Source organism: Microbacterium sorbitolivorans (assembly GCF_003327285.1).
Classification (GTDB): domain Bacteria; phylum Actinomycetota; class Actinomycetes; order Actinomycetales; family Microbacteriaceae; genus Microbacterium; species Microbacterium sorbitolivorans.
This window is the reverse complement of record NZ_KZ848473.1, coordinates 462,515-483,006: the sequence shown is the minus strand read 5'-3', so window position 1 is coordinate 483,006 and position 20,492 is coordinate 462,515. Positions and strand designations below refer to the sequence as shown.

At 68.1% G+C, this 20,492-nt stretch carries 19 protein-coding genes; 4 read left to right on the top strand and 15 right to left on the bottom strand.

Annotation, left to right across the window (positions count from 1 at the left end):
* Nucleotides 1-15 precede the first annotated feature (15 nt).
* The 8 genes from DTO57_RS02490 to rplU all read right to left on the bottom strand — a co-directional run bounded on the left by DTO57_RS02490 (nt 16) and on the right by rplU (nt 5,952).
* Nucleotides 16-804, bottom strand: a complete 789-nt coding sequence (locus tag DTO57_RS02490) for a hypothetical protein (RefSeq protein ID WP_162785625.1) — start codon at nt 802-804, stop codon at nt 16-18.
* Nucleotides 801-1,400: a nicotinate-nucleotide adenylyltransferase gene (gene nadD, locus DTO57_RS02480; protein WP_268235360.1), complete on the bottom strand. Its 600-nt coding sequence runs from the start codon at nt 1,398-1,400 to the stop codon at nt 801-803. The genes DTO57_RS02490 and nadD overlap by 4 nt, the downstream gene beginning before the upstream one ends.
* Nucleotides 1,401-1,410: 10 nt before the next feature.
* Nucleotides 1,411-1,605: a hypothetical protein gene (locus DTO57_RS02475; protein ID WP_114116628.1), complete on the bottom strand. Its 195-nt coding sequence runs from the start codon at nt 1,603-1,605 to the stop codon at nt 1,411-1,413.
* A gap of 65 nt (nt 1,606-1,670) precedes the next feature.
* On the bottom strand, nt 1,671-2,924 hold the full coding sequence (locus DTO57_RS02470) for a glutamate-5-semialdehyde dehydrogenase (RefSeq protein ID WP_187346581.1): 1,254 nt from the start codon (nt 2,922-2,924) through the stop codon (nt 1,671-1,673).
* A gap of 2 nt (nt 2,925-2,926) precedes the next feature.
* A complete protein-coding gene (gene proB, locus DTO57_RS02465; RefSeq protein ID WP_114116626.1) occupies nt 2,927-3,763 on the bottom strand; it encodes a glutamate 5-kinase in 837 nt (278 codons plus the stop codon).
* Nucleotides 3,760-5,277, bottom strand: coding sequence for a GTPase ObgE (gene obgE / locus DTO57_RS02460; RefSeq protein ID WP_114116625.1), 1,518 nt, complete (start codon nt 5,275-5,277; stop codon nt 3,760-3,762). Before obgE ends, proB begins: the two co-directional genes overlap by 4 nt.
* An 87-nt stretch (nt 5,278-5,364) precedes the next feature.
* The gene (rpmA, locus tag DTO57_RS02455; RefSeq protein WP_114116624.1) at nt 5,365-5,622 is read right to left on the bottom strand and encodes a 50S ribosomal protein L27; all 258 of its coding nucleotides are present in this window, start codon (nt 5,620-5,622) and stop codon (nt 5,365-5,367) included.
* Between the two features lie 21 nt (nt 5,623-5,643).
* Nucleotides 5,644-5,952, bottom strand: coding sequence for a 50S ribosomal protein L21 (rplU, locus tag DTO57_RS02450; protein ID WP_114116623.1), 309 nt, complete (start codon nt 5,950-5,952; stop codon nt 5,644-5,646).
* A gap of 275 nt (nt 5,953-6,227) precedes the next feature.
* Between rplU and DTO57_RS02445 the strand changes: the two genes are divergently transcribed.
* Nucleotides 6,228-6,527 (top strand): DUF4031 domain-containing protein, encoded by a 300-nt coding sequence (locus DTO57_RS02445; RefSeq protein WP_114117256.1) that lies wholly within the window; start codon nt 6,228-6,230, stop codon nt 6,525-6,527.
* 6 nt (nt 6,528-6,533) lie between these two features.
* On the opposite strand, the gene DTO57_RS02440 is transcribed toward DTO57_RS02445, so the two are convergent.
* Nucleotides 6,534-8,810, bottom strand: coding sequence for an Rne/Rng family ribonuclease (locus DTO57_RS02440; RefSeq protein WP_114116622.1), 2,277 nt, complete (start codon nt 8,808-8,810; stop codon nt 6,534-6,536).
* A 236-nt stretch (nt 8,811-9,046) separates the two neighbouring features.
* On the opposite strand from DTO57_RS02440, the gene DTO57_RS02435 reads away from it, so the two are divergent.
* Nucleotides 9,047-9,685, top strand: a complete 639-nt coding sequence (locus tag DTO57_RS02435; protein WP_114117255.1) for a vitamin K epoxide reductase family protein — start codon at nt 9,047-9,049, stop codon at nt 9,683-9,685.
* 67 nt (nt 9,686-9,752) lie between these two features.
* On the opposite strand, the gene ndk is transcribed toward DTO57_RS02435, so the two are convergent.
* The 4 genes from ndk to ileS are packed head-to-tail and all read right to left on the bottom strand — an operon-like array spanning nt 9,753 to nt 15,247.
* Complete coding sequence (gene ndk / locus DTO57_RS02430; protein WP_114116621.1) at nt 9,753-10,169, bottom strand: nucleoside-diphosphate kinase; 417 nt, start codon at nt 10,167-10,169, stop codon at nt 9,753-9,755.
* Nucleotides 10,170-10,212: 43 nt separating this feature from the next.
* Nucleotides 10,213-10,620: a DUF4233 domain-containing protein gene (locus DTO57_RS02425; protein WP_114116620.1), complete on the bottom strand. Its 408-nt coding sequence runs from the start codon at nt 10,618-10,620 to the stop codon at nt 10,213-10,215.
* Complete coding sequence (locus DTO57_RS02420) at nt 10,617-11,957, bottom strand: bifunctional folylpolyglutamate synthase/dihydrofolate synthase (RefSeq protein ID WP_114116619.1); 1,341 nt, start codon at nt 11,955-11,957, stop codon at nt 10,617-10,619. The genes DTO57_RS02425 and DTO57_RS02420 overlap by 4 nt, the downstream gene beginning before the upstream one ends.
* On the bottom strand, nt 11,954-15,247 hold the full coding sequence (ileS, locus tag DTO57_RS02415; RefSeq protein WP_114116618.1) for an isoleucine--tRNA ligase: 3,294 nt from the start codon (nt 15,245-15,247) through the stop codon (nt 11,954-11,956). The genes DTO57_RS02420 and ileS overlap by 4 nt, the downstream gene beginning before the upstream one ends.
* 333 nt (nt 15,248-15,580) lie before the next feature.
* On the opposite strand from ileS, the gene valS reads away from it, so the two are divergent.
* Nucleotides 15,581-18,145 (top strand): valine--tRNA ligase, encoded by a 2,565-nt coding sequence (valS, locus tag DTO57_RS02410; RefSeq protein WP_114116617.1) that lies wholly within the window; start codon nt 15,581-15,583, stop codon nt 18,143-18,145.
* A complete protein-coding gene (locus DTO57_RS02405) occupies nt 18,145-18,378 on the top strand; it encodes a hypothetical protein (RefSeq protein WP_114116616.1) in 234 nt (77 codons plus the stop codon). The genes valS and DTO57_RS02405 overlap by 1 nt, the downstream gene beginning before the upstream one ends.
* A 67-nt stretch (nt 18,379-18,445) precedes the next feature.
* On the opposite strand, the gene clpX is transcribed toward DTO57_RS02405, so the two are convergent.
* On the bottom strand, nt 18,446-19,717 hold the full coding sequence (clpX, locus tag DTO57_RS02400) for an ATP-dependent Clp protease ATP-binding subunit ClpX (RefSeq protein ID WP_114116615.1): 1,272 nt from the start codon (nt 19,715-19,717) through the stop codon (nt 18,446-18,448).
* 116 nt (nt 19,718-19,833) lie between these two features.
* A complete protein-coding gene (locus DTO57_RS02395) occupies nt 19,834-20,490 on the bottom strand; it encodes an ATP-dependent Clp protease proteolytic subunit (protein WP_114116614.1) in 657 nt (218 codons plus the stop codon).
* Nucleotides 20,491-20,492: the final 2 nt, after the last annotated feature.

Sequence of the window (20,492 nt, the reverse complement as noted above, 5' to 3'; positions counted from 1 at the left end):
GAGACGAATCACGCACTAGTTGAAGACTCCTGTGAAGTAGAGGGTGGCGAGAGTGCCGACGGCAACGATACCGAGCGCACCTGCCGTGATGCCGAGGACGAGAAGAAGGCTGCGACCCTTTTCGGGCGACGGCGGCCGCAGGACCTCCGCGGCGCTCTTCTGCGTCGAGATCGCACTCGACGCCGCGATCGGCGTGGGCGACGAGGCCGCCGGAAGCTCGCGGTCGAGAAGAACCGCGTCAATGTCGCGGCCGTCGGTGGTGCCGTGGGCGGCACCCGTGGATCCGACACCGGCCGGAAGACGGTGCGAGCTGGTCATGAGGATCGAGCTCGGCGACGTCGTCGGGCTCTGCTCCATGAGAGCGTCGAAGCTGGCGTTCTCGCGGGTCGCCGCGGTGCCCATTCCGGCACCGAAGGCCGGGTCGAGACGCGGCATCTCGAACACCGTCGTGCTGACTGGCGAATCGGGCTGCGTGAGCGGCTGGTCGGCGGCATCGGGCTCGGCGCCCACGACGGGCACCTCGTTGGTGCGCAGCTGACGCATCTCCTTGCGCGTCAGCGGCGGGTGCGCGGGCGCGGCCTGCTCGACCGGCGCGGGCGCGGGCGGCTCAACGGGCGCGGGCTCCGGATCCGGGGTCGCCTCCGGTGCGGGATCCGCAACGGGCGATGGATCCGCGACCGGCTCCTGCTCGGCGGGCTCCCCCGCCTCGGCCGCGTTGCCTGCGGGGGCGGCGCCCTTGGCCCGAAGCTCGCGAAGCTCGCGCCGCGTCAGCGGACGCCCTGTCTGCTCGTCAGGTGTGCTCATGCCCTGCTCCGATAAAGATGATGTTTCGCAATGTACTGAACGACGCCGTCTGGCACCAGGTACCAGACGGGTTTGCCATGTTCGACGCGCTCTCGGCAATCGGTCGACGAGATCGCAAGCGCCGGGATCTCGAGCTGGCGGATCTTGCCGCTCGGCAGCTCGTGTGTGTCGAGAACGTGGCCCGGGCGGGACACCGCCACGAAGTAGGCCAGATCCCACAGCTCGTCGTGATCGCGCCAGCCGAGGATCTGCGCGACGGCATCGGCACCCGTGATGAAGAACAGCGTGGCGTCGGGCCGCTGCTTCTTCAGATCGCGGAGCGTGTCGACCGTGTAGGTCAGGCCCTCGCGGTCGATATCGACGCGACTCACCGTGAACCGCGGGTTCGATGCCGTCGCGATGACGGTCATCTCGTACCGGTGATTGGCCGCCGAGACCTCGGACTTGTGCCACGGCTGACCCGTCGGCACGAAGATGACCTCGTCGAGATCAAAGCTCGCCGCCACCTCGCTCGCGGCCACCAGGTGGCCGTGATGGATGGGATCGAAGGTACCGCCCATCACTCCGATGCGCGGTGCTTTGGGCGACGAGGTCACAGGCCAGACCTCAGTGCTGGTTCTCGTCGTCGTGCTTCTTCGCGGGCGCGTGACGGTGCGCGACGTTCGAGTACGACGCCGTGATGAGCGCGAGGATGCCGAAGACAGCCACGGCGACGAGGCCGTAGGGCAGCGTCTGGAGCGCGAGCTCCGTGTGGTTGACGCTCTCAGAAGCGACGGTAACGATGGAGGAAGCGATGTGCATCCTGACTCCGTTCAGAGGAAAAACGTGTGTGGATCCAGCTTATCCTGTGGCGCTGGTGAAGCCTGTTAGCGACGAACCTGCCCAGCGCCCCTGCCGACCCACTTCGTGCTCGTGAGTTCGGGCAGTCCCATCGGCCCGCGGGCGTGGAGTTTCTGCGTCGAGATGCCCACCTCGGCGCCGAAACCGTACTCGCCGCCGTCGGTGAAGCGCGTCGACGTGTTCACGTAGACGGCCGCGGAGTCGACCTCGGAGAGGAAGCGCTCGGCGTTGCGCACGTCGGTCGTGACGATCGTCTCGGTGTGGTGCGTGCTGTAGCGGGCGATGTGATCCATCGCCTCATCGAGCGTGTCAACGACCTTCATGGCGATGTCGAGCGTGAGGTACTCGGTCTCCCAGTCCTCCTCCGTCGCCTCGACGACGCCGCCCAGCAGGCCGCGCACCGTCTCGTCGCCGTGGATCGTGACGCCCGCGTCCTGCAGCGCGGATCCGACGAGCGGCACGAGCCGCTCGGCCGCGTCGCGCAGGATCAGCACGCTCTCGGCCGAGTTGCAGACGCTCGGGCGGTGCGTCTTCGAGTTGACCGTGATGTCGCGCGCCCAGTCGTCGGGCGCCGTCGAGTCGAGCACGACGTGCACGTTGCCGGCACCGGTCTCGATGACCGGCACGGTCGAGGTCGTCACGACCGTCTCGATCAGCGCCGCGGATCCGCGGGGCACGAGCACGTCGATGAAGCCCCGACCCGTCATGAGCGCGTTGGCGCCGTCGCGGCCGAAGTCGTCGACGGTCTGGATCGCGTCGCGATCGATGCCGATGCCCGCGAGGGCCTCGCGCATCACGTCGACGAGCACCATGTTCGAGCTGAGCGCGGCGCTGCCGCCGCGGAGCACCGACGCGTTGCCCGATCGCAGCGCGAGCGCCGCGATGTCGACGGTCACGTTCGGGCGCGCCTCGTAGATCGCGCCGACAACGCCGAACGGCACGCGGATCTGCTCGAGGCGCACCCCGTTCGCGAGCCTCGAGCCGCGCACGATCTCGCCCACCGGATCCGGGAGCGAGGCGACCTCGCGCGTCGCGTCCGCGAGCGCGGAGACGCGCGCGGCGTCGAGCGCGAGGCGGTCGAGCAGCGAGTCGCCGATGTTGTTGTCGCGCCCGCGCTGGAGGTCCTCGGCGTTGGCGGCGATGATCCGCTCGCTCTGCGCCTCGAGGGCGTCAGCGATCGCGACGAGCGCCTCGGCCTTCTGCGCGCTCGTCAGGCGTGCAACGTGTCGCGATGCCTGCTTGGCGGCGCGGAAGCGCTCCTCGATCACTGAAGCCGTCATGGTCACTCCTCGTCGTGAAGAATCACGGACAGCACGTCCGTGCGGGGCTCGGCGCTCGGGGCCGGCGCGAACCACGTACCGACGTGTTCGCCCGCGAGGGCGGCGCCGATGTTGTCCGCGCTCGTCACGAGCGCACCGATCCCATTATCCTGCGCCAGACGGGCCGCGGTCGCCTTCGTGGCCGCTCCCCCGGTTCCGACGCTGTTGACGACCTTGCCACCGAACTCGAAGCGCGAGAGGTCGTCGCCGGCCGCGATCGTGTCGATCGGGCGCGAGTCGGGGCGGTCTGGCGGCGCCGTGTAGAGCGCCGTGATGTCGCTCAGCAGCACGAGCGCGTCGGCCTTCATGAGGTGCGCGACGAGGGCCGAGAGGCGGTCGTTATCGCCGAAGCGAATCTCGTGCGTCGCGACGGTGTCGTTCTCGTTCACGATCGGGAGGACCCCGAGCGCCAGCATGCGGTCGATCGCGCGGCGCGCGTTCTGGCGCGGCGTGTCGTTCTGCATGTCGCTCAGCGTGACGAGCACCTGACCGGCGAGGATGCGGTGTCGGTCGAGGCTCGACTGCCAGCGCCACATGAGCACGTTCTGGCCCACGGCCGCGGCGGCCTGCTGCGACGCGAGGTCGTTGGGGCGCGTCTCACCGAAGTCGATGAGCGAGAGGGCGGTCGCGATAGCGCCCGACGACACGAGGATGACCTCCTGCCCGCGCGCACGCGCGGCGGCGAGGGCGTCGACCAGCGGGTCGATCCGCCACGTCGAGTCGCCGCTGATCGACGACGAGCCGACCTTGACGACGATCCGCTTGGCGGTCGCAATCTCGCCGCGCGAGTAGGCGGTCATTCGCCTGCTCCCAGGTACTCCTCGCCATCGTCGTCCTGGCGAGCGAGGCGGCGCTCCTCCTCGAGGGCGCGCTCGATCGTGCGGGCGTCCTGGCGCGCCTTGTATGCGTCGCGGCGCTCGGTGGTCGTGCGCCTGCGGTTGCCCTCGAGTCGCGGATCCGTGCCGCGGGGCGCCTGCGTGAGCTCGGCGACCGACGTCAGCGACGGATCCCAGTCGAACACCATGTCTTCGTCGCCGACGACGACGGTCGCGCCCGGCGTCGCGCCTGCGCGGTACAGGGCGTCCTCGACGCCGATCTTCTCGAAGCGGTCGGCGAGGTAGCCCACGGCCTCTTCGTTGTTGAAGTCGGTCTGCTTGACCCAGCGCTCCGGCTTCTCGCCGCGGATGCGGAAGAACGTGCCGTACGAGCCGCCCTCCTTGACGATCGTGAAGTCCTTCTCCGAGCCCTTGGGGCGGATAATCACGCGTTCGGCTGGGGCCTCGACGGGCGAGGTCACGCGTTGATGCTCGACGATCTCGCCGAGGGCGTAGGTCAGCTCGCGCAGGCCGCGGCGCGCAACGGTCGAGACCTCGAACACGCGGTAGCCGAGCGCCTCGATGTCGGCGCGCACGAACTCCGCGAGCTCCTCGGCCTCGGGCACGTCGATCTTGTTGAGCACGACGATCTGCGGGCGCTCGAGAAGCGGCACCTGGCCCTCGGGAACCTCGTAGTTCGCGAGCTCGGCGCGGATCACCTCGAGGTCGCTCAGCGGGTCGCGGCCCGGCTCGAGCGTGGCGCAGTCGAGCACGTGCACGAGCGCGGTGCAACGCTCGATGTGGCGCAGGAACTCGAGGCCCAGGCCACGTCCCTCGCTCGCGCCCTCGATGAGGCCCGGCACATCGGCGACGGTGTAACGCACGTCGCCGGCCTGCACGACGCCCAGGTTCGGGTGAAGGGTCGTGAAGGGATAGTCGGCGATCTTCGGGCGCGCGGCCGAGATCGCGGCGATGAGGCTCGACTTGCCGGCCGACGGGTAACCCACGAGCGCGACGTCGGCGAGCGTCTTGAGCTCGAGGACGACGTCACCCTCCCAGCCCTCGGTGCCGAGCAGGGCGAATCCGGGTGCCTTGCGCTTCTGCGACGCGAGCGCGGCGTTACCCAGGCCGCCCTGACCGCCCGGCGCGACGATGAAGCGCATGCCGGGCTCGCTGAAGTCGGCGAGTACCTCGCCCGACGGATCCTTGATCACGGTGCCCACGGGCACGGGCAGCTCCATGGTCTGGCCCTTGTGGCCGTGACGCATGTCGCCCATGCCGAAGCCGCCGTTTTCCGACTTGCGGTGCTGCGAAAAGTGGTACGCGAGCAGCGTCGTCGTCTGGGGGTCGGAAACGAGAACGATGTCGCCGCCGTCACCGCCGTTTCCGCCGTCGGGGCCGGCGAGCGGCTTGAACTTCTCGCGGCGCACGGAAACGCAGCCATTGCCGCCGCTTCCCGCCTTCAGGTGGAGCGTGACTTCATCGACGAACGTGACCATGGTGCCTCTTCAGTGAAAGATTCGAGATAACGCGAAACGGGGGCGGGCTTCAGCCCGCCCCCGTTCCAAGCGAAGTGTCCGCGAGAATTACTCGGCGGCGGCCACCACGTTGACGACCTTGCGGCCGCCCTTGGAACCGAACTCGACAGCGCCCGCTGCAAGAGCGAACAGCGTGTCGTCGCCACCGCGGCCAACGTTGGCGCCGGGGTGGAAGTGGGTGCCACGCTGGCGGACGAGGATCTCGCCGGCGTTGACTTCCTGGCCGCCGAAGCGCTTCACGCCGAGGCGCTGCGCGTTCGAGTCACGACCGTTACGGGTGGAGCTTGCGCCCTTCTTATGTGCCATCTCTTAGCCTCTTCTCGCGAATTACTTGATGCCGGTGATCTTGACGCGGGTCAGGTCCTGACGGTGACCCTGGCGCTTCTTGTAACCGGTCTTGTTCTTGTACTTCTGGATGACGATCTTCGGACCGCGAAGGTCGTTCAGAACCTCGGCCGTGACCTTGACCTTGGCGAGAGCCTCGGCGTCGGTCGTCACAGCAGCGCCGTCGACGAAGAGAACGGCGGGCAGCTCGATCGACTCACCCTCGGCGGCCTGGACACGGTCGAGCGTAATGATCGAGCCAACCTCGACCTTCTCCTGCCGGCCACCGGCGCGAACAACTGCGTAAACCACGTTGATACCTGTTTCATTGGGGATGCCCTACTGGACATCCGAATCTCACGGGAAACCTTGGCGTATCGAGCTCCGAGGGAACAGAGCCGTCCACGATCCTTTACGCACTGGAGGTGCGTGGCGCTTCCCCAAAGTATGGTGTGTGTCGTGCCGCCAGTGGGTGAGCGCACGACATGGAGACGCGCCAAAGAGATACTTTACCTGACATCCGGCGCGATGGCCCAATCAATTGGGGCGGCGCGTCGCGTGAATTCGTCGAGAATATGCTGACAGACATGACCATCCTCGTCGACACTCCCCTGTGGCCCGCGCACGGACGCCTCTGGTCGCACCTCGTCAGCGACGAGAGCCTCGCCGAGCTCCACGCCTTTGCCGACCACGCCGGCGTGCCGCCCCGCGCCTTCGACCTCGATCACTACGACGTTCCCGAAGAGATGATCGACGAGCTCGTCGCGGCGGGCGCCACGCGCGTGTCGAGCGGTGAGCTCACGCGCGCCCTCATCGCGTCGGGGTTGCGCGTGCGGGCGAAAGATCGCCCCGGGCGCCACGAGGGCGGCCCGGGGCGATCCCGCTAGCGTTACTTACTTGTCGTCCGAGGCGACCGGGGCCACGTTCACGGCCGTGCCCGTCAGGGCGGCGGTGGTCACGCGGCGGCGCGAGCGGCCCTGACCCGGGGCCTTCGGCTCGGGCAGCGCGTTCAGCACCGACGCGAGCAGGTCGGTCGGGTCGTTCGCGGCGCTCTGCGTCGTCGAGGAGGTGGTGGATCCGCCCGCGTCGCTCGCGCGGCGGCGGCGCGGCTTGCGCGGGCGCTCCTCGGGCTCGGCCTGGGCGCCGCCACGCGGACCCTCCGGCAGCACGCCGGCCAGCTGGTCGAGCGATCGCGGCGCCACGGCCGGAACGACGGGAGCCGGCTCGTCGTGGTGCTCGAGCGTCGAGGCGGCGATCTTCGCGAGGGCCGACTTGGCGCCCGCGGTGTTGACGTGCGCCGACGTGTCGGGTTTCTCCGGGGCGGGCTCGGGCTTCGCCGGGGCGTTGTTCTGGCGGGGCTTGTTCGCGGCGCCGCCACGCGTGCGCTTCGCGGGCGCCGTCTGACGGTGCTTCATGACGGGGTCGTGGTGCACGACCACGCCGCGGCCGGCGCAGACCTCGCAGGGCTCGCTGAACGTCTCGAGCAGGCCGAGGCCGATCTTCTTGCGGGTCATCTGCACGAGGCCGAGCGAGGTGACCTCGGCGACCTGGTGCTTCGTGCGGTCGCGGCTCAGGCACTCGATGAGGCGGCGCAGCACGAGGTCGCGGTTCGACTCGAGCACCATGTCGATGAAGTCGACGACGATGATGCCGCCGATGTCGCGCAGGCGCAGCTGGCGGACGATCTCCTCCGCGGCCTCCAGGTTGTTCTTCGTGACGGTCTCTTCGAGGTTTCCGCCGGATCCGACGAACTTACCCGTGTTGACGTCGATGACCGTCATGGCCTCGGTGCGGTCGATGACGAGCGAACCGCCCGACGGCAGCCAGGCCTTGCGGTCGAGCGCCTTCTCGATCTGCTCCGTGATGCGGAACTCGTCGAAGGGGTCGTTGTCGCCCTCGTACTTCTCGACGCGCTCGAGCAGGTCGGGCGCGACCGATTCGAGGTAGCGCGTGATCGTGTCGTACGACTCGCCGCCCTGGATGATCATCTTCTGGAAGTCTTCGTTGAAGACGTCGCGGACGATCTTGACGAGCAGGTCGGGCTCCGAGTGCAGCATCGCGGGCGCGTTGCCCTTCTCGACCTGCTTCTGGATGTGCTCCCACTGCTGCGCGAGGTGCTGCACGTCGCGCGTGAGCTGCTCCTCCGTCGCACCCTCGGCGGCCGTGCGGACGATGACGCCGGCGTGCTCGGGGAGGATCTTCTTCAGGATCTTCTTGAGGCGCGCGCGCTCGGTGTCCGGCAGCTTGCGGGAGATGCCGTTCATGGATCCGCCGGGCACGTACACGAGGTAGCGGCCGGGGAGCGAGATCTGGCTCGTCAGGCGGGCGCCCTTGTGGCCGACCGGATCCTTCGTGACCTGCACGAGAACCTTGTCGCCCTGCTTGAGCGCGAGCTCGATGCGGCGGGGCTGGTTGCCCGTCTCGACGGCGTCCCAGTCGACCTCGCCCGAGTAGAGCACCGCGTTGCGGCCGCGGCCGATGTCGACGAAGGCGGCCTCCATCGAGGGCAGCACGTTCTGCACGCGGCCATGGTAGACGTTGCCGATCAGCGACGCCTCCTGCGCGCGGGCGACGTAGTGCTCGACGAGCACGCCGTCTTCCAGCACGCCGATCTGGGTGCGGCCCTGCTTCGAGCGCACGATCATCTGGCGGTCGACGGCCTCGCGGCGCGCGAGGAACTCGGCCTCGGTCACGACGCTGCGGCGTCGGCCCGCGTCGCGGCCGTCACGGCGGCGCTGCTTCTTCGCCTCGAGGCGCGTCGAGCCCTTGATGCGCTGCGGCTCGGTGATGACCTCGACGACGCGCTGGCGTGGCTCGTGGCGCTCCTCGTCGCTCGCCGAGGGGCGACGACGACGGCGACGCGACGAGCGGTTACCCGTCTCGCTCTCGCCCTCGTCGTCCGAGTGCGATGCCTCGAAGAACGGAAGGGGCGGGAACAGGCTGACGTCGGGCGCGTGGAACTTCAGCGCGGTCGACACACGCGACACGAAGTTCTCCTCGATCAGGCCCAGGCTCACGGCCGTGGGGATCTCGGTGCTCTTCTCATCGTTTGCGGCCTCGGCGGCCTCATCTGTCGACGACTCGTCGGCCTCGTCCGTGGCCTGCGTCATCTCTTCGACGGCCGCAGCCTCGTCCGGCGACTCCGTCTGGTTACTCGTCTCTTCAGCCATTTCTTGCGAACTCCCTGCACGGGCCGTGCCCGTTACGTTCGTGTTGCACTGCGCGTCGCGCGACAACGTCTCATCATTCTGCGATCGCGTCGTACCCGACGCCGACCGCGCGGAGCAGCCATTGCTCCGAAGTCTTCTCCGGCCATTATCGCACTTCCGTGGCTCATCACGTGTTTCTGGCTTATCTGACAGACTCGGGCGCGTCACACCTAACATCTCGGTGCGAAACTATGGATATGCCCTCCCAGACCACCAAACGCCCCACGGCGCTCGCTATCTGGCTCGTGATCGCCGGTGTCGTCGGACTCATCGCGGCGTTCCAGCTGACGATCGAGAAGTTTGACGCGCTCGAGGCGACCATCGCCGACCCGAACGGCACCCACGCCGCCAGCTGCGACATCAGCCCGATCGTGCAGTGCACCGTCAACCTCAACTCGGCCCAAGGCTCCGTCTTCGGCTTCCCGAACCCCGTCCTCGGCCTCATCTGCTGGACGGCGCCGCTCGTCGTCGGCATGGCGATCCTCGCCGGCGCCCGCTTCGGCAAGTGGTTCTGGATCCTGTACACCGCCGGTCACACCTTCGCCTTCGGCTTCGTGTGCTGGCTCATTTACCAGAGCATCTTCAAGCTCGGCACCCTCTGCCCCTGGTGCATGGTGACGTGGGCCGTCACGATCCCCTCGTTCTTCGCGGTCGTGCTCCACAGCGTGCGGATCGGCGCGATCCCGCTCGGCGAGAAGATGAAGCGCATCGCCAACACGCTCATGTCGTGGCTCCCGCTCATCGTGACGGCGGCGTTCCTCATCATCGCCGTCATCGCGATGATCCAGCTGCCGATCCTCGACTGGATCTTCTACGACGTTCTGCAGCTCGGCTAAGCCACAGCCCACCACACAGCAAAATGACCCCACGCCGGTTGGCGTGGGGTCATTTCTGTCTGCGGTATCAGCCGAACCAGAGGCCGAGCTCGCGCTGCGCCGACTCGACCGAGTCGGAGCCGTGCACGAGGTTCTGCTGAACCTGCAGGCCCCAGTCGCGGCCGAGGTCGCCACGGATCGTGCCGGGCGCGGCGGTCGTCGGGTCGGTCGTGCCCGCGAGCGAGCGGAAGCCCTCAATGACGCGGTTGCCCGCGACGCGCACGGCGACGACGTCGCCCGAGAGCATGAACTCGACGAGAGGCTCGTAGAAGGGCTTGCCCTCGTGCTCGGCGTAGTGAGCGGCGAGGAGCTCGCGCTCCGGGGTGAACTTACGGATGTCGACGATCTCGTATCCCTTGCGCTCGATGCGCGAGAGGATCTCGCCCGTGAGCTGACGCTTAACGCCGTCGGGCTTGACGAGAACGAGGGTCTCTTCGATGGCCATGAGGTGCCTTCCTATGGTCGGTTGCGGGAAAGAATCTACCGGATCAGGCCGAGCCGGCCTCACGGCGCTGCTGCTGCACGCGACGCTCGATCTTGGATCCGCCGATCATCGCGTAGGCGTAGAGCGCCCCGAAGACGATCGTCACGAGCAGGATCGCGGGCACGAGGATCGCACCGAGCGCGATGACGACCTGGATCGCCCAGCCGAGGATCCGCCCCCATCGCCAGCGCAGGGTACCGCTCGCCGCGAGGGTAATCACGAAGCCGACGGATCCGGCGACGACGCCCCACCAGCGCGGGATCCCCTCGGGGAGCGCGCTGAGGCCGAAGATCACGAGGCCAGCGAGGAAGACGACGATCGACTCGAATCCGAGAACGACGGATCCGACCTTCTCGGGCAGGGTGCGGTACCGGCGCGGCGCGGGCGCCTGCTCGGGCGTGTTGTCGGTCACTTCTTCCACCCCTCCGCGCGGGCGAGCGCGATCGCCTCGCCGCCGAGCACGATGGATCCGGCGATCACGATCGCGCGCTTCTCGCCCTCGGCCGCCCACTCGCGGGCGGCGTCGGTCGCGTCGATGATGTTCGGGTGCACCGTCGGGTGCAGGCCGAACTGCTCGGCCGCGTCGGCGACCTCGTCCTCTGTCGCGCTTCGCTCGGACTCCGACGAGGTCGCGAACAGGTGCGTCGTGATCGGGAGCAGCTGCTCGATCGTGCCCGCGATGTCTTTGTCGCCCATGGCGCCGAAGACGACGCCCCACTCGTCGAAGTCGAAGTACTCCTGCAGCGCCGCCGCGAGCGACGTCGCGCCGTGCGGGTTGTGCGCCGCGTCGACGATGACCGTCGGCTCGGTGCCGATGAGCTGCAGCCGGCCGGGCGAGGTCGCGTTCGCGAAGCCCTCGGTGCGCACATCGTCGGCGATCTTCTGCGTGCCGCCACCGATGAGGGCCTCGACCGCGGCGACCGCGAGCGCGAGGTTCTCGCCCTGGTGGCGGCCGTAGAGCGGCAGGTATTCCTCGTCGTAGGCGCCCGCGAGCCCGCGGATCTCGACGAGCTGCCCGCCGACGGCGAGCTTCGCCGAGGTGAGCGCAAACTCGTCGCCCGCGAAGGCGATCTGCGCGCCCTTCTCCTGCGCGACGCGGCGGAGGACCGCGGCGACGCCCGGCTCCTGGTGCGCGGAGACGACATGGGCGCCCTGCTTGATGATCCCCGCCTTGACCTCGGCGATCTCCTCGGGGGTGTTCCCGAGGCGGGCGGCGTGGTCCATCGCGACCGGCGTGATGACCGCAACGTCGCCATCGGCGGTGTTGGTCGAGTCCCACGCGCCGCCCATGCCGACCTCCAGCACCAGCACGTCGACGGGTGCGTCGGCGCAGGCGACGAACGCGAGCACCGTCATGAGCTCGAAGAACGTCATGGGGTTCTGGCCGTCGGCCTCGAGCTCGGCGTCGACGATTGGCAGGAACGGCTCGATCTCGTCCCACGCCTCGGCGACCCGCTCGTCCGAGATCGGCTTGCCGTCGATCAGGATCCGCTCGGTGAAACGCACGAGGTGCGGGCTCGTGAACAGGCCGGTGCGCAGGCCGTGGGCGCGAATGAGCGACTCGATCATGCGCGACGTCGAGGTCTTGCCGTTCGTGCCCGTGACGTGCACGACGCGATAGGTGCGCTGGGGGTTATCGAGGTAGTCGAGCAGCTTCGCGGTGCGGTCGAGGCGGGGTTCTACCCATGCTTCCCCCGCACGCGCGAGAAGCTTCTCGTAGACGGCATCGGCGCGCTGAACGTCGCTCACTTGTTCTCCTGACGTGCCACGCCGATCGTGACGTCGCCGGCGTTGGCGTAGGTGCCCGCCTTCACGACGTTGACGAACTCGGCACCTTCGGTTCCCTCGCCGATCGACGACGAGGTCGCCAGCGTCTCGGTCGCGACGCCCGCGATGTTCCACGCCTGCTCGACGGCAGCGCGATCGGCATCGGAGGCGAACTCGAGCTGCAGGCGGATGCGGTCCGACACGTCGAAGTCGGCCTGCTTGCGGGTGTCCTGCACGGCGCGGATCATGTCGCGCGCGAGGCCCTCGGCCTCGAGCTCGGGCGTCGTCTCGGTGTCGAGGATCACGAAGCCACCGCCCGGCAGCGTCGCGATGGCCTCGCCCGAGGGGCGGCCCGACGTGTCGAGCGCCAGCTCGTACTCGCCCTCGACGAGCTCGATGCCGCCCGCCGTGACGACCCCGTTCTGCTCCGACCAGTCGCCCGACTTCGATGCCTTGATGACCTGCTGGACCTGCTTGCCGAGGCGCGGGCCGATGGCGCGGGCGTTCACGGTGAGTCGGTGCGAGATGCCGTAGCGCTCCGCGGTGTCGCCCGTCAGCTCGTCGAGCTCGACCGCCTTGACGTTGAGCTCGTCGCGCAGGATGTCGTCGAACTGGGCGAGGCCCGCGGATCCCGCGACCACGACCGTCAGCTTCGCGAGCGGCAGGCGCACGCGCAGCTTCTCCTTCTTGCGCAGCGCATTCGCGACGCTCGATGCGTCGCGGACCGAGTCCATCGCCTCGCGGATGTCTTCCGCGGCGGGGAACTGCTCGGCCGACGGCCACTCGGTCAGGTGCACGCTGCGACCGCCCGTGAGGCCCTGCCACACGCGCTCCGCGACGAGCGGGAGCATCGGGGCGGCGACGCGGCACAGCGTCTCGAGAACCGTGTAGAGCGTGTCGAACGCCTCGCTCGACGCCGGATCCTCGGTGACGTTGCCCCAGAAGCGGTCGCGCGAGCGGCGGATGTACCAGTTCGTCAGGGCCGAGGCGAAGTCGCGCAGGCGCTCGGCGGCCGTCGTCGAGTCGAGCTTCTCGAGGTCGGACTCGACGTCGCGCACGAGGTCGCCCGTGAGCGCGAGGATGTAGCGGTCGAGCACGTTCGTCGACTCGGTCGTGAACTTTGCCTCGTAGCCGGCGGCGTTCGCGTAGGTCGCGAAGAAGTACCACGAGTTCCACAGCGGCAGCATGAACTCTCGCACGCCCTGACGGATCCCCTCCTCCGTGACCGAGAGGTTGCCGCCGCGCAGCACGCTCGACGACATGAGGAACCAGCGCATGGCGTCGGATCCGTCGCGGTCGAAGACCTCGTTGACGTCGGGGTAGTTGCGCAGCGACTTCGACATCTTCTGACCGTCGTTGCCGAGCACGATGCCGTGGCAGCTGACGCCCGTGAAGGCCGGGCGGTCAAAGAGCGCGGTCGACAGCGTGTGCATCACGTAGAACCAGCCGCGCGTCTGCCCGATGTACTCGACGATGAAGTCGGCCGGCGAGTGGGTGTCGAACCACTCCTTGTTCTCGAACGGGTAGTGCACCTGCGCGAACGGCATGGATCCGGAATCGAACCACACGTCGAAGACGTCCTCGATGCGGCGCATCGTCGACTTGCCCGTCGGGTCGTCCGGGTTCGGGCGCGTCAGGTCGTCGATGTAGGGGCGGTGGAGGTCCGGCTCGCCCTGCTCGTTGAGCGGCAGGCGACCGAAGTCGCGCTCGATCTCCTCGAAGGATCCGTACGCGTCGACGCGCGGGTAGTTCGGGTCGTCGCTCTTCCACACCGGGATCGGCGAGCCCCAGTAGCGGTTACGGCTGATCGACCAGTCGCGCGCGCCCTCGAGCCACTTGCCGAACTGGCCGTGCTTAACGTTCTCCGGCGTCCAGGTGATTTGCTCGTTGTTCGCGAGCATGTCGTCCTTGAAGTCGGTGACGCGGATGAACCAGCTCGACACCGCCTTGTAGATGAGGGGGTTGCGGCAGCGCCAGCAGTGCGGGTAGCTGTGCTCGTACGACTGCAGGCGCAGCAGGCGGCCGTCGCCGCGCAGGCGGCGCACGATGTCCATGTTCGAGTCGAGCCAGAGCACGCCCTCGAAGTCGGGAACGATCGAGAGGAAGGTGCCGTCGTCGCCGAGCGACACGATCGTCGGGATGCCGGCGGCGTCGGAGAGTCGCTTGTCGTCCTCGCCGTAGGCGGGGGCCTGGTGAACGAGGCCGGTGCCGTCCTCGGTCGAGACGTAGTCGTCGACGAGGATCTGCCAGGCCTTCTCAGTGCCCCACTTCTCGGTGTCGGTGAAGTAGTCGAAGAGCGGCTCGAAGCGCACCCCACCGAGCTCGGATCCGATCACCGTCTTCGTGACGGCGGCGCGGGCGGCGTCGGCGTCCTCGTAGCCGAGGTCCTTCGCGTAGCCGGCCAGCAGGTCGGCGGCGACCAGCACCGAGGATCCGGCGAAGGATTCCTTCGCGCCGGCAGGTCCCACGGGCACGACGACGTACTCGATCGCGGGGCCCACCGCGAGAGCGCTGTTCGTCGGGAGGGTCCACGGCGTGGTCGTCCAGGCGAGGGCGGAGACACCCGCGACGCCGAGCGCCTCGGCCTTCTCGCCCACGAGCGGGAAGCCGATCGTGACCGACGGATCCTGGCGGTCCTTGTAGACGTCGTCGTCCATGCGCAGCTCATGGTTCGACAGCGGGGTCTGGTCGCGCCAGCAGTACGGCAGCACGCGGTAGCCCTCGTAGGCGAGGCCCTTGTCGAAGAGCTGCTTGAAGGCCCAGAGCACGCTCTCCATGAACGACGTGTCGAGCGTCTTGTAGCCGCGCTCGAAGTCGACCCAGCGCGCCTGGCGCGTGACGTAGTCCTGCCACTCGCGCGTGTAGGCGAGCACCGATTCGCGGGCCTTCGCGTTGAACGCGTCGATGCCCATCTCTTCGATCTCGCTCTTCTCGGTGATGCCGAGCTGCTTCATGGCCTCGAGCTCGGCCGGGAGGCCGTGCGTGTCCCAGCCGAAGACGCGGTCGACCTTCTTGCCGCGCATGGTCTGGAAGCGCGGGAAGAGGTCCTTCGCGTAGCCCGTCAGGAGGTGACCGTAGTGCGGCAGGCCGTTCGCGAACGGGGGGCCGTCGTAGAAGACCCACTCCTCGGCGCCCTCGCGCTGCGCGATCGAGGCGCGGAAGGTGTCGTCTTCCTTCCAGAAGTCGAGGATCTCGCGCTCGACATCGGGGAAGCTCGGGGACGGGGTCACGGCGTCAGCCGCGGCGCCGAATGCGCTCTTCGGATAGGTCATGTCACTCCAGCAGTTCTCGGGCCGAACTGCGAGGACGACCACTGCCGAGCTGACGACAGGAGCCGCGGTACCACCCCGCTTTGCGCCCCTCACGGAACGCCACTCTCACTGCGGCGATAACGGGCCTGCCCCGCGCGGTTCTACCGGATCCCGAGGGACCTTTCTTCCGCGAGCTCCCCGGTGATGGCCGGATCGATGCCGATACCGCAATTCTAACCCGCCCGGATCTATGCACCACCCCTGTTCTCGGGTGCGCGCCGGTAGACTCTGATCTAACTCACCACATCAGGCACGTACACACCGTGCCGCCCACAACGCCCCAGGAGCGCAGCCATGGCAGATATGCCCGACAAGCCCAAACTCGAAGGCCTCGAAGCGAAGTGGGGTGAGCAGTGGGACAACGACGGTACCTACCGCTTCGACCGCGCCGCTGCACAGCAGGTTGGCCGCGAGGGAGTCTTCTCCGTTGACACTCCCCCGCCGACCGCGTCCGGCTCGCTGCACATCGGGCACGTCTTCAGCTACACCCACACCGACGTCAAGGCGCGCTTCGAGCGCATGCGCGGCAAGCAGGTCTTCTACCCCATCGGTTGGGACGACAACGGCCTGCCGACCGAGCGCCGCGTGCAGAACTACTACGGCGTGCGCTGCGACCCGACGCTGCCGTACGACCCCGACTTCACGCCGCCGTTCGAGGGCACGACGAAGAACATTAAGGCCGCCGACCAGATTCCGGTCAGCCGCCGCAACTTCACCGAGCTCTGCGAGCGCCTGACGGTCGAGGACGAGGCGAAGTTCGAGGAGCTGTGGCGCCAGCTCGGCCTCTCGGTCGACTGGACCCAGAACTACCGCACGATCTCGGACGAGACGATCCGCACGAGCCAGCTCGCGTTCCTCAACAACCTTGAGCGCGGCGAGGCCTACCAGGCCATGGCGCCGACGCTCTGGGACGTCGACTTCCGCTCGGCGATCGCCCAGGCCGAGCTCGAGGATCGCGACCGCCCCGCGGCCTACCACAGCCTCGCCTTCCACAAGACCGACGGATCCGGCGACATCGTCATCCAGACGACCCGCCCCGAGCTCCTCGCCGCCTGTGTCGCGCTCGTCGCGCACCCCGACGACGAGCGCTACAAGCCGTACTTCGGCCAGACCGTCAAGACCCCGCTCTTCGACGTCGAGGTCCCGGTTCTCGCGCACCAGCTCGCCCAGCCCGACAAGGGTTCGGGTATCGCCATGATCTGTACCTTCGGCGACATGACCGACATCATCTGGTGGCGCGAGCTCGACCTGCCGAACCGCACCATCATCGGCCGCGACGGCCGCGTGCTCGCCGACGCCCCCGAGGCGATCACGACCGAGGCCGGTCTCGCGGCCTACGCCGAGATCGCCGGCAAGACGGTCTTCAGCGCCCAGAAGCGCGTCGTCGAGCTGCTCGAGGAGTCGGGCGAGCTGCAGAAGGTGGGCGACACCTTCCAGCACCCCGTCAAGTTCTTCGAAAAGGGCGACCGCCCGCTCGAGATCGTCTCGACCCGCCAGTGGTACATCGCCAACGGCGCCCGCGGCGAGGAGCTTCGCTCGAAGCTGCTCTCGCTCGGTAACGAGGTCGAGTTCCACCCCGAGTTCATGCGCGTGCGCTACGAGAACTGGGTGAACGGCCTCACGGGCGACTGGCTCGTCTCGCGCCAGCGCTTCTTCGGCGTGCCGTTCCCGATCTGGTACGGACTCGACGAGAACGGCGAGCGCGACTACAGCCGCGTGCTGACGCCCTCGCACGATGCCCTCCCCATCGACCCGACGACCGACGTTCCGGCCGGCTACACCGCCGAGCAGCGCGGCGTCGCGGGCGGCTTCGAGGCCGAGTCCGACATCCTCGACACCTGGGCGACCTCGTCGCTCACGCCGCAGCTGGCCGGTGGCTGGCAGCGCGACGAGGAGCTGTGGAACCTCGTGGCCCCGTTCGACGTGCGACCGCAGGGCCAGGACATCATCCGCACCTGGCTCTTCTCGACGATGCTCCGCAGCGTCCTCGAGGACGATCGCGCGGCCTGGAAGCACGCCGCCATTTCGGGCTTCATCGTCGACCCCGACCGGAAGAAGATGTCGAAGTCGAAGGGCAACGTCGTCACGCCCGCCGACATCCTCGACAAGCACGGATCCGACGCGGTGCGTTACTGGGCCGCCTCGAGCCGCCTCGGCACCGACGCGGCGTTCGACGCGCAGAACCCGACCCAGATCAAGATCGGTCGCCGCCTCGCGATCAAGATCCTGAACGCGGCCAAGTTCGCTCTCGGCTTCGAGGCGCCCGAGGGCGCCGCGATCACCGAGCCCGTTGACCTCTCGATGCTCGCCGCGCTCGACGACGTCGTGACGCAGGCGACGGCCGCCTTCGAGGCGTACGACCACGCCCGCGCCCTCGAGGTGTCGGAGGCGTTCTTCTGGACGTTCTGCGACGACTACCTCGAGCTCGTCAAGGAGCGCGCATACAACGGCGGCGCCGAGGGCGCCTCGGCGGCCGTCGCGCTGCGCACCGCACTGTCGACGCTGCTGCGCCTGCTCGCGCCCGTCGCGTCGTTCGCGACCGAGGAGGCCTGGAGCTGGTTCCAGGAGGGTTCGGTGCACCGCGCCGCCTGGCCGGAGCGCTCGGAGCTCGGCGGCAACCCCGCCGTTCTCGACGCCGCGTCGGCCGCGCTGATCGGTGTTCGCCGCGCCAAGACCGAGGCGAAGGCCTCGCAGCGCACGCCCGTCGCGTCGGCGACGATCGTCGCGCCCGCGGCGGAGATCGAGTTCGTGCGCCTCGCCGAGGCCGATCTCAAGGCCGTGGGACGCATCGCCGATCTCACGATCGTCGAGGGCGACGAGCTCGCCGTCACCGACATCGAGTTGGCGGAGCAGGACTGATGCAGCTAGGTACCCGCTGGCGCGCGGGCGATGAGGTTCCGGCCTCCGTCCCCGCCGCCATCCGCGGCGGCATCGCCGAGGTCGAGTCGCGGCTTCCCGCCGACGACCCCGCGTCGATGTGGACCCTCACGTTCCTGGAGGGCCGCCCGATTGCGGAACTCGACGCCGGCTATGAGGTCATCCTCGAGGCGAGCGGAGACGTCACGATCTCGTCGTTCGAGCTCGAAGACTAACCCGGTCTCACAACGGCGAAGCGCCGGCGGCCCTGAGCTGCCGGCGCTTCGCCGCTGGGTGAGGCCGTTACGCGCTCTTGCGGCGCTCGCGGAACACGACCGTCGGGGCCGCGCCCTCGTCGACTGCGGCGCGCGTGACGATGACCTTCGCCACGTCGTCGTTCGACGGGATCTCGAACATGATCGGGCCGAGCACGTCCTCCAGGATCGCGCGCAGCCCGCGCGCGCCGGTCTTCCGCGCGACGGCGAGGTCGGCGATCGAGCTGAGGGCATCGTCGTCGAAGGCCAGTTCGACGCCGTCGTACTCGAACATGCGCTGGTACTGCTTCACGAGCGCGTTGCGCGGCTCGGTCAGGATGTCGACGAGCGCGTCGCGGTCGAGGGGATCGACGGCGGCGATGACGGGGAGTCGACCGATGAACTCGGGGATCAGGCCGAACTTGTGCAGGTCTTCCGGGAGCACCTCGGCGAACAGGCCCTCGTCGTTCTGCTTCGACTGCAGCGGCGCGCCGAAGCCGACGCCCGCGCGGCCGACGCGCGACGAGATGATCTCTTCCAGGCCCGCGAACGCGCCGGAGACGATGAAGAGCACGTTCGTCGTGTCGACGTTGATGAACTCCTGGTGCGGGTGCTTGCGGCCGCCCTGCGGCGGCACCTGGGCGACGCTGCCTTCGAACAGCTTCAGCAGCGCCTGCTGCACGCCCTCGCCCGAGACGTCGCGCGTGATCGACGGGTTCTCGGCCTTGCGGGCGATCTTATCGATCTCGTCGATGTAGACGATGCCCTGCTCTGCGCGCTGCACGTCGAAGTCGGCGGCCTGCAGGAGCTTGAGGATGATGTTCTCGACGTCTTCGCCGACGTAGCCCGCCTCGGTGAGCGCCGTCGCGTCGGCGACCGCGAAGGGCACGTTGAGCCGCTTCGCGAGGGTCTGCGCGAGGTAGGTCTTGCCGGATCCGGTCGGCCCGAGGAGCATGATGTTGCTCTTGGAGATCTCGACCTCTTCGGCCTTCGCGTCGGCGAGCTTCAGCTCGCCCTTCGCGCGGACGCGCTTGTAGTGGTTGTAGACCGCGACGGCGAGCGAGCGCTTGGCGTCGAGCTGGCCGACCACGTACTCGTCGAGGTAGTCGAAGATCTCGCGCGGCTTCGGCAGGTCGATCTGCGACAGCTCGCCCTCGGCCGCCTGCTCAGACATGCGCTCGTCGATGATCTCGTTGCAGAGCTCGACGCACTCATCGCAGATGTAGACGCCTGGTCCCGCGATCAACTGCTGCACCTGCTTTTGGCTCTTTCCGCAGAAAGAACATTTGAACAGGTCGGCGCTCTCGCCGAGTCGAGCCATGCGATCACTCCTCGTGGTCTGGTCGCTGTCGTGGTTCCAGGCTAATCGGAACCACTGACAAACGAACGACGGCGCGCCCCGTTCGAAATCGAACGGGGCGCGCCGGGGAACATCGTTTAGTTCTGGGTCGAGCGCTTGCGGCTCGTCAGCACCTGGTCGACGACGCCGTACTCGACGGCCTCGGCGGCACCGATGATCTTGTCGCGGTCGATGTCCTTGTGGACCTCTTCCGCCGACTTGTTCGTGTGCTTCGCCATCGTCTCCTCGAGCCACGTGCGCATGCGCATGATCTCGGCGGCCTGGATCTCGATGTCCGAGGCCTGACCATGACCAGACTCACCCACGGCGGGCTGGTGCATGAGGATGCGGGCGTTCGGCAGCGCGAGGCGCTTACCGGGGGCACCCGCGGCGAGGAGCACCGATGCGGCCGACGCAGCCTGACCCAGCACGACGGTCTGAATGTCGGGCGAGATGTACTGCATCGTGTCGTAGATCGCCGTCATCGCGGTGAACGAGCCACCGGGCGAGTTGATGTACATGATGATGTCGCGGTCGGGGTCCTGGCTCTCGAGAACGAGGAGCTGGGCCATCACGTCATCGGCCGACGCGTCGTCGACCTGCACGCCGAGGAAGATCACGCGATCTTCGAACAGCTTGTTGTACGGATCCTGGCGCTTGAAGCCGTAGGCCGTGCGCTCTTCGAACTGCGGGAGGATGTAGCGGCTCGAAGGAACCTGCAGGCCCTGGGGCGTAGTCGTGTACGGAGTGTGCATCG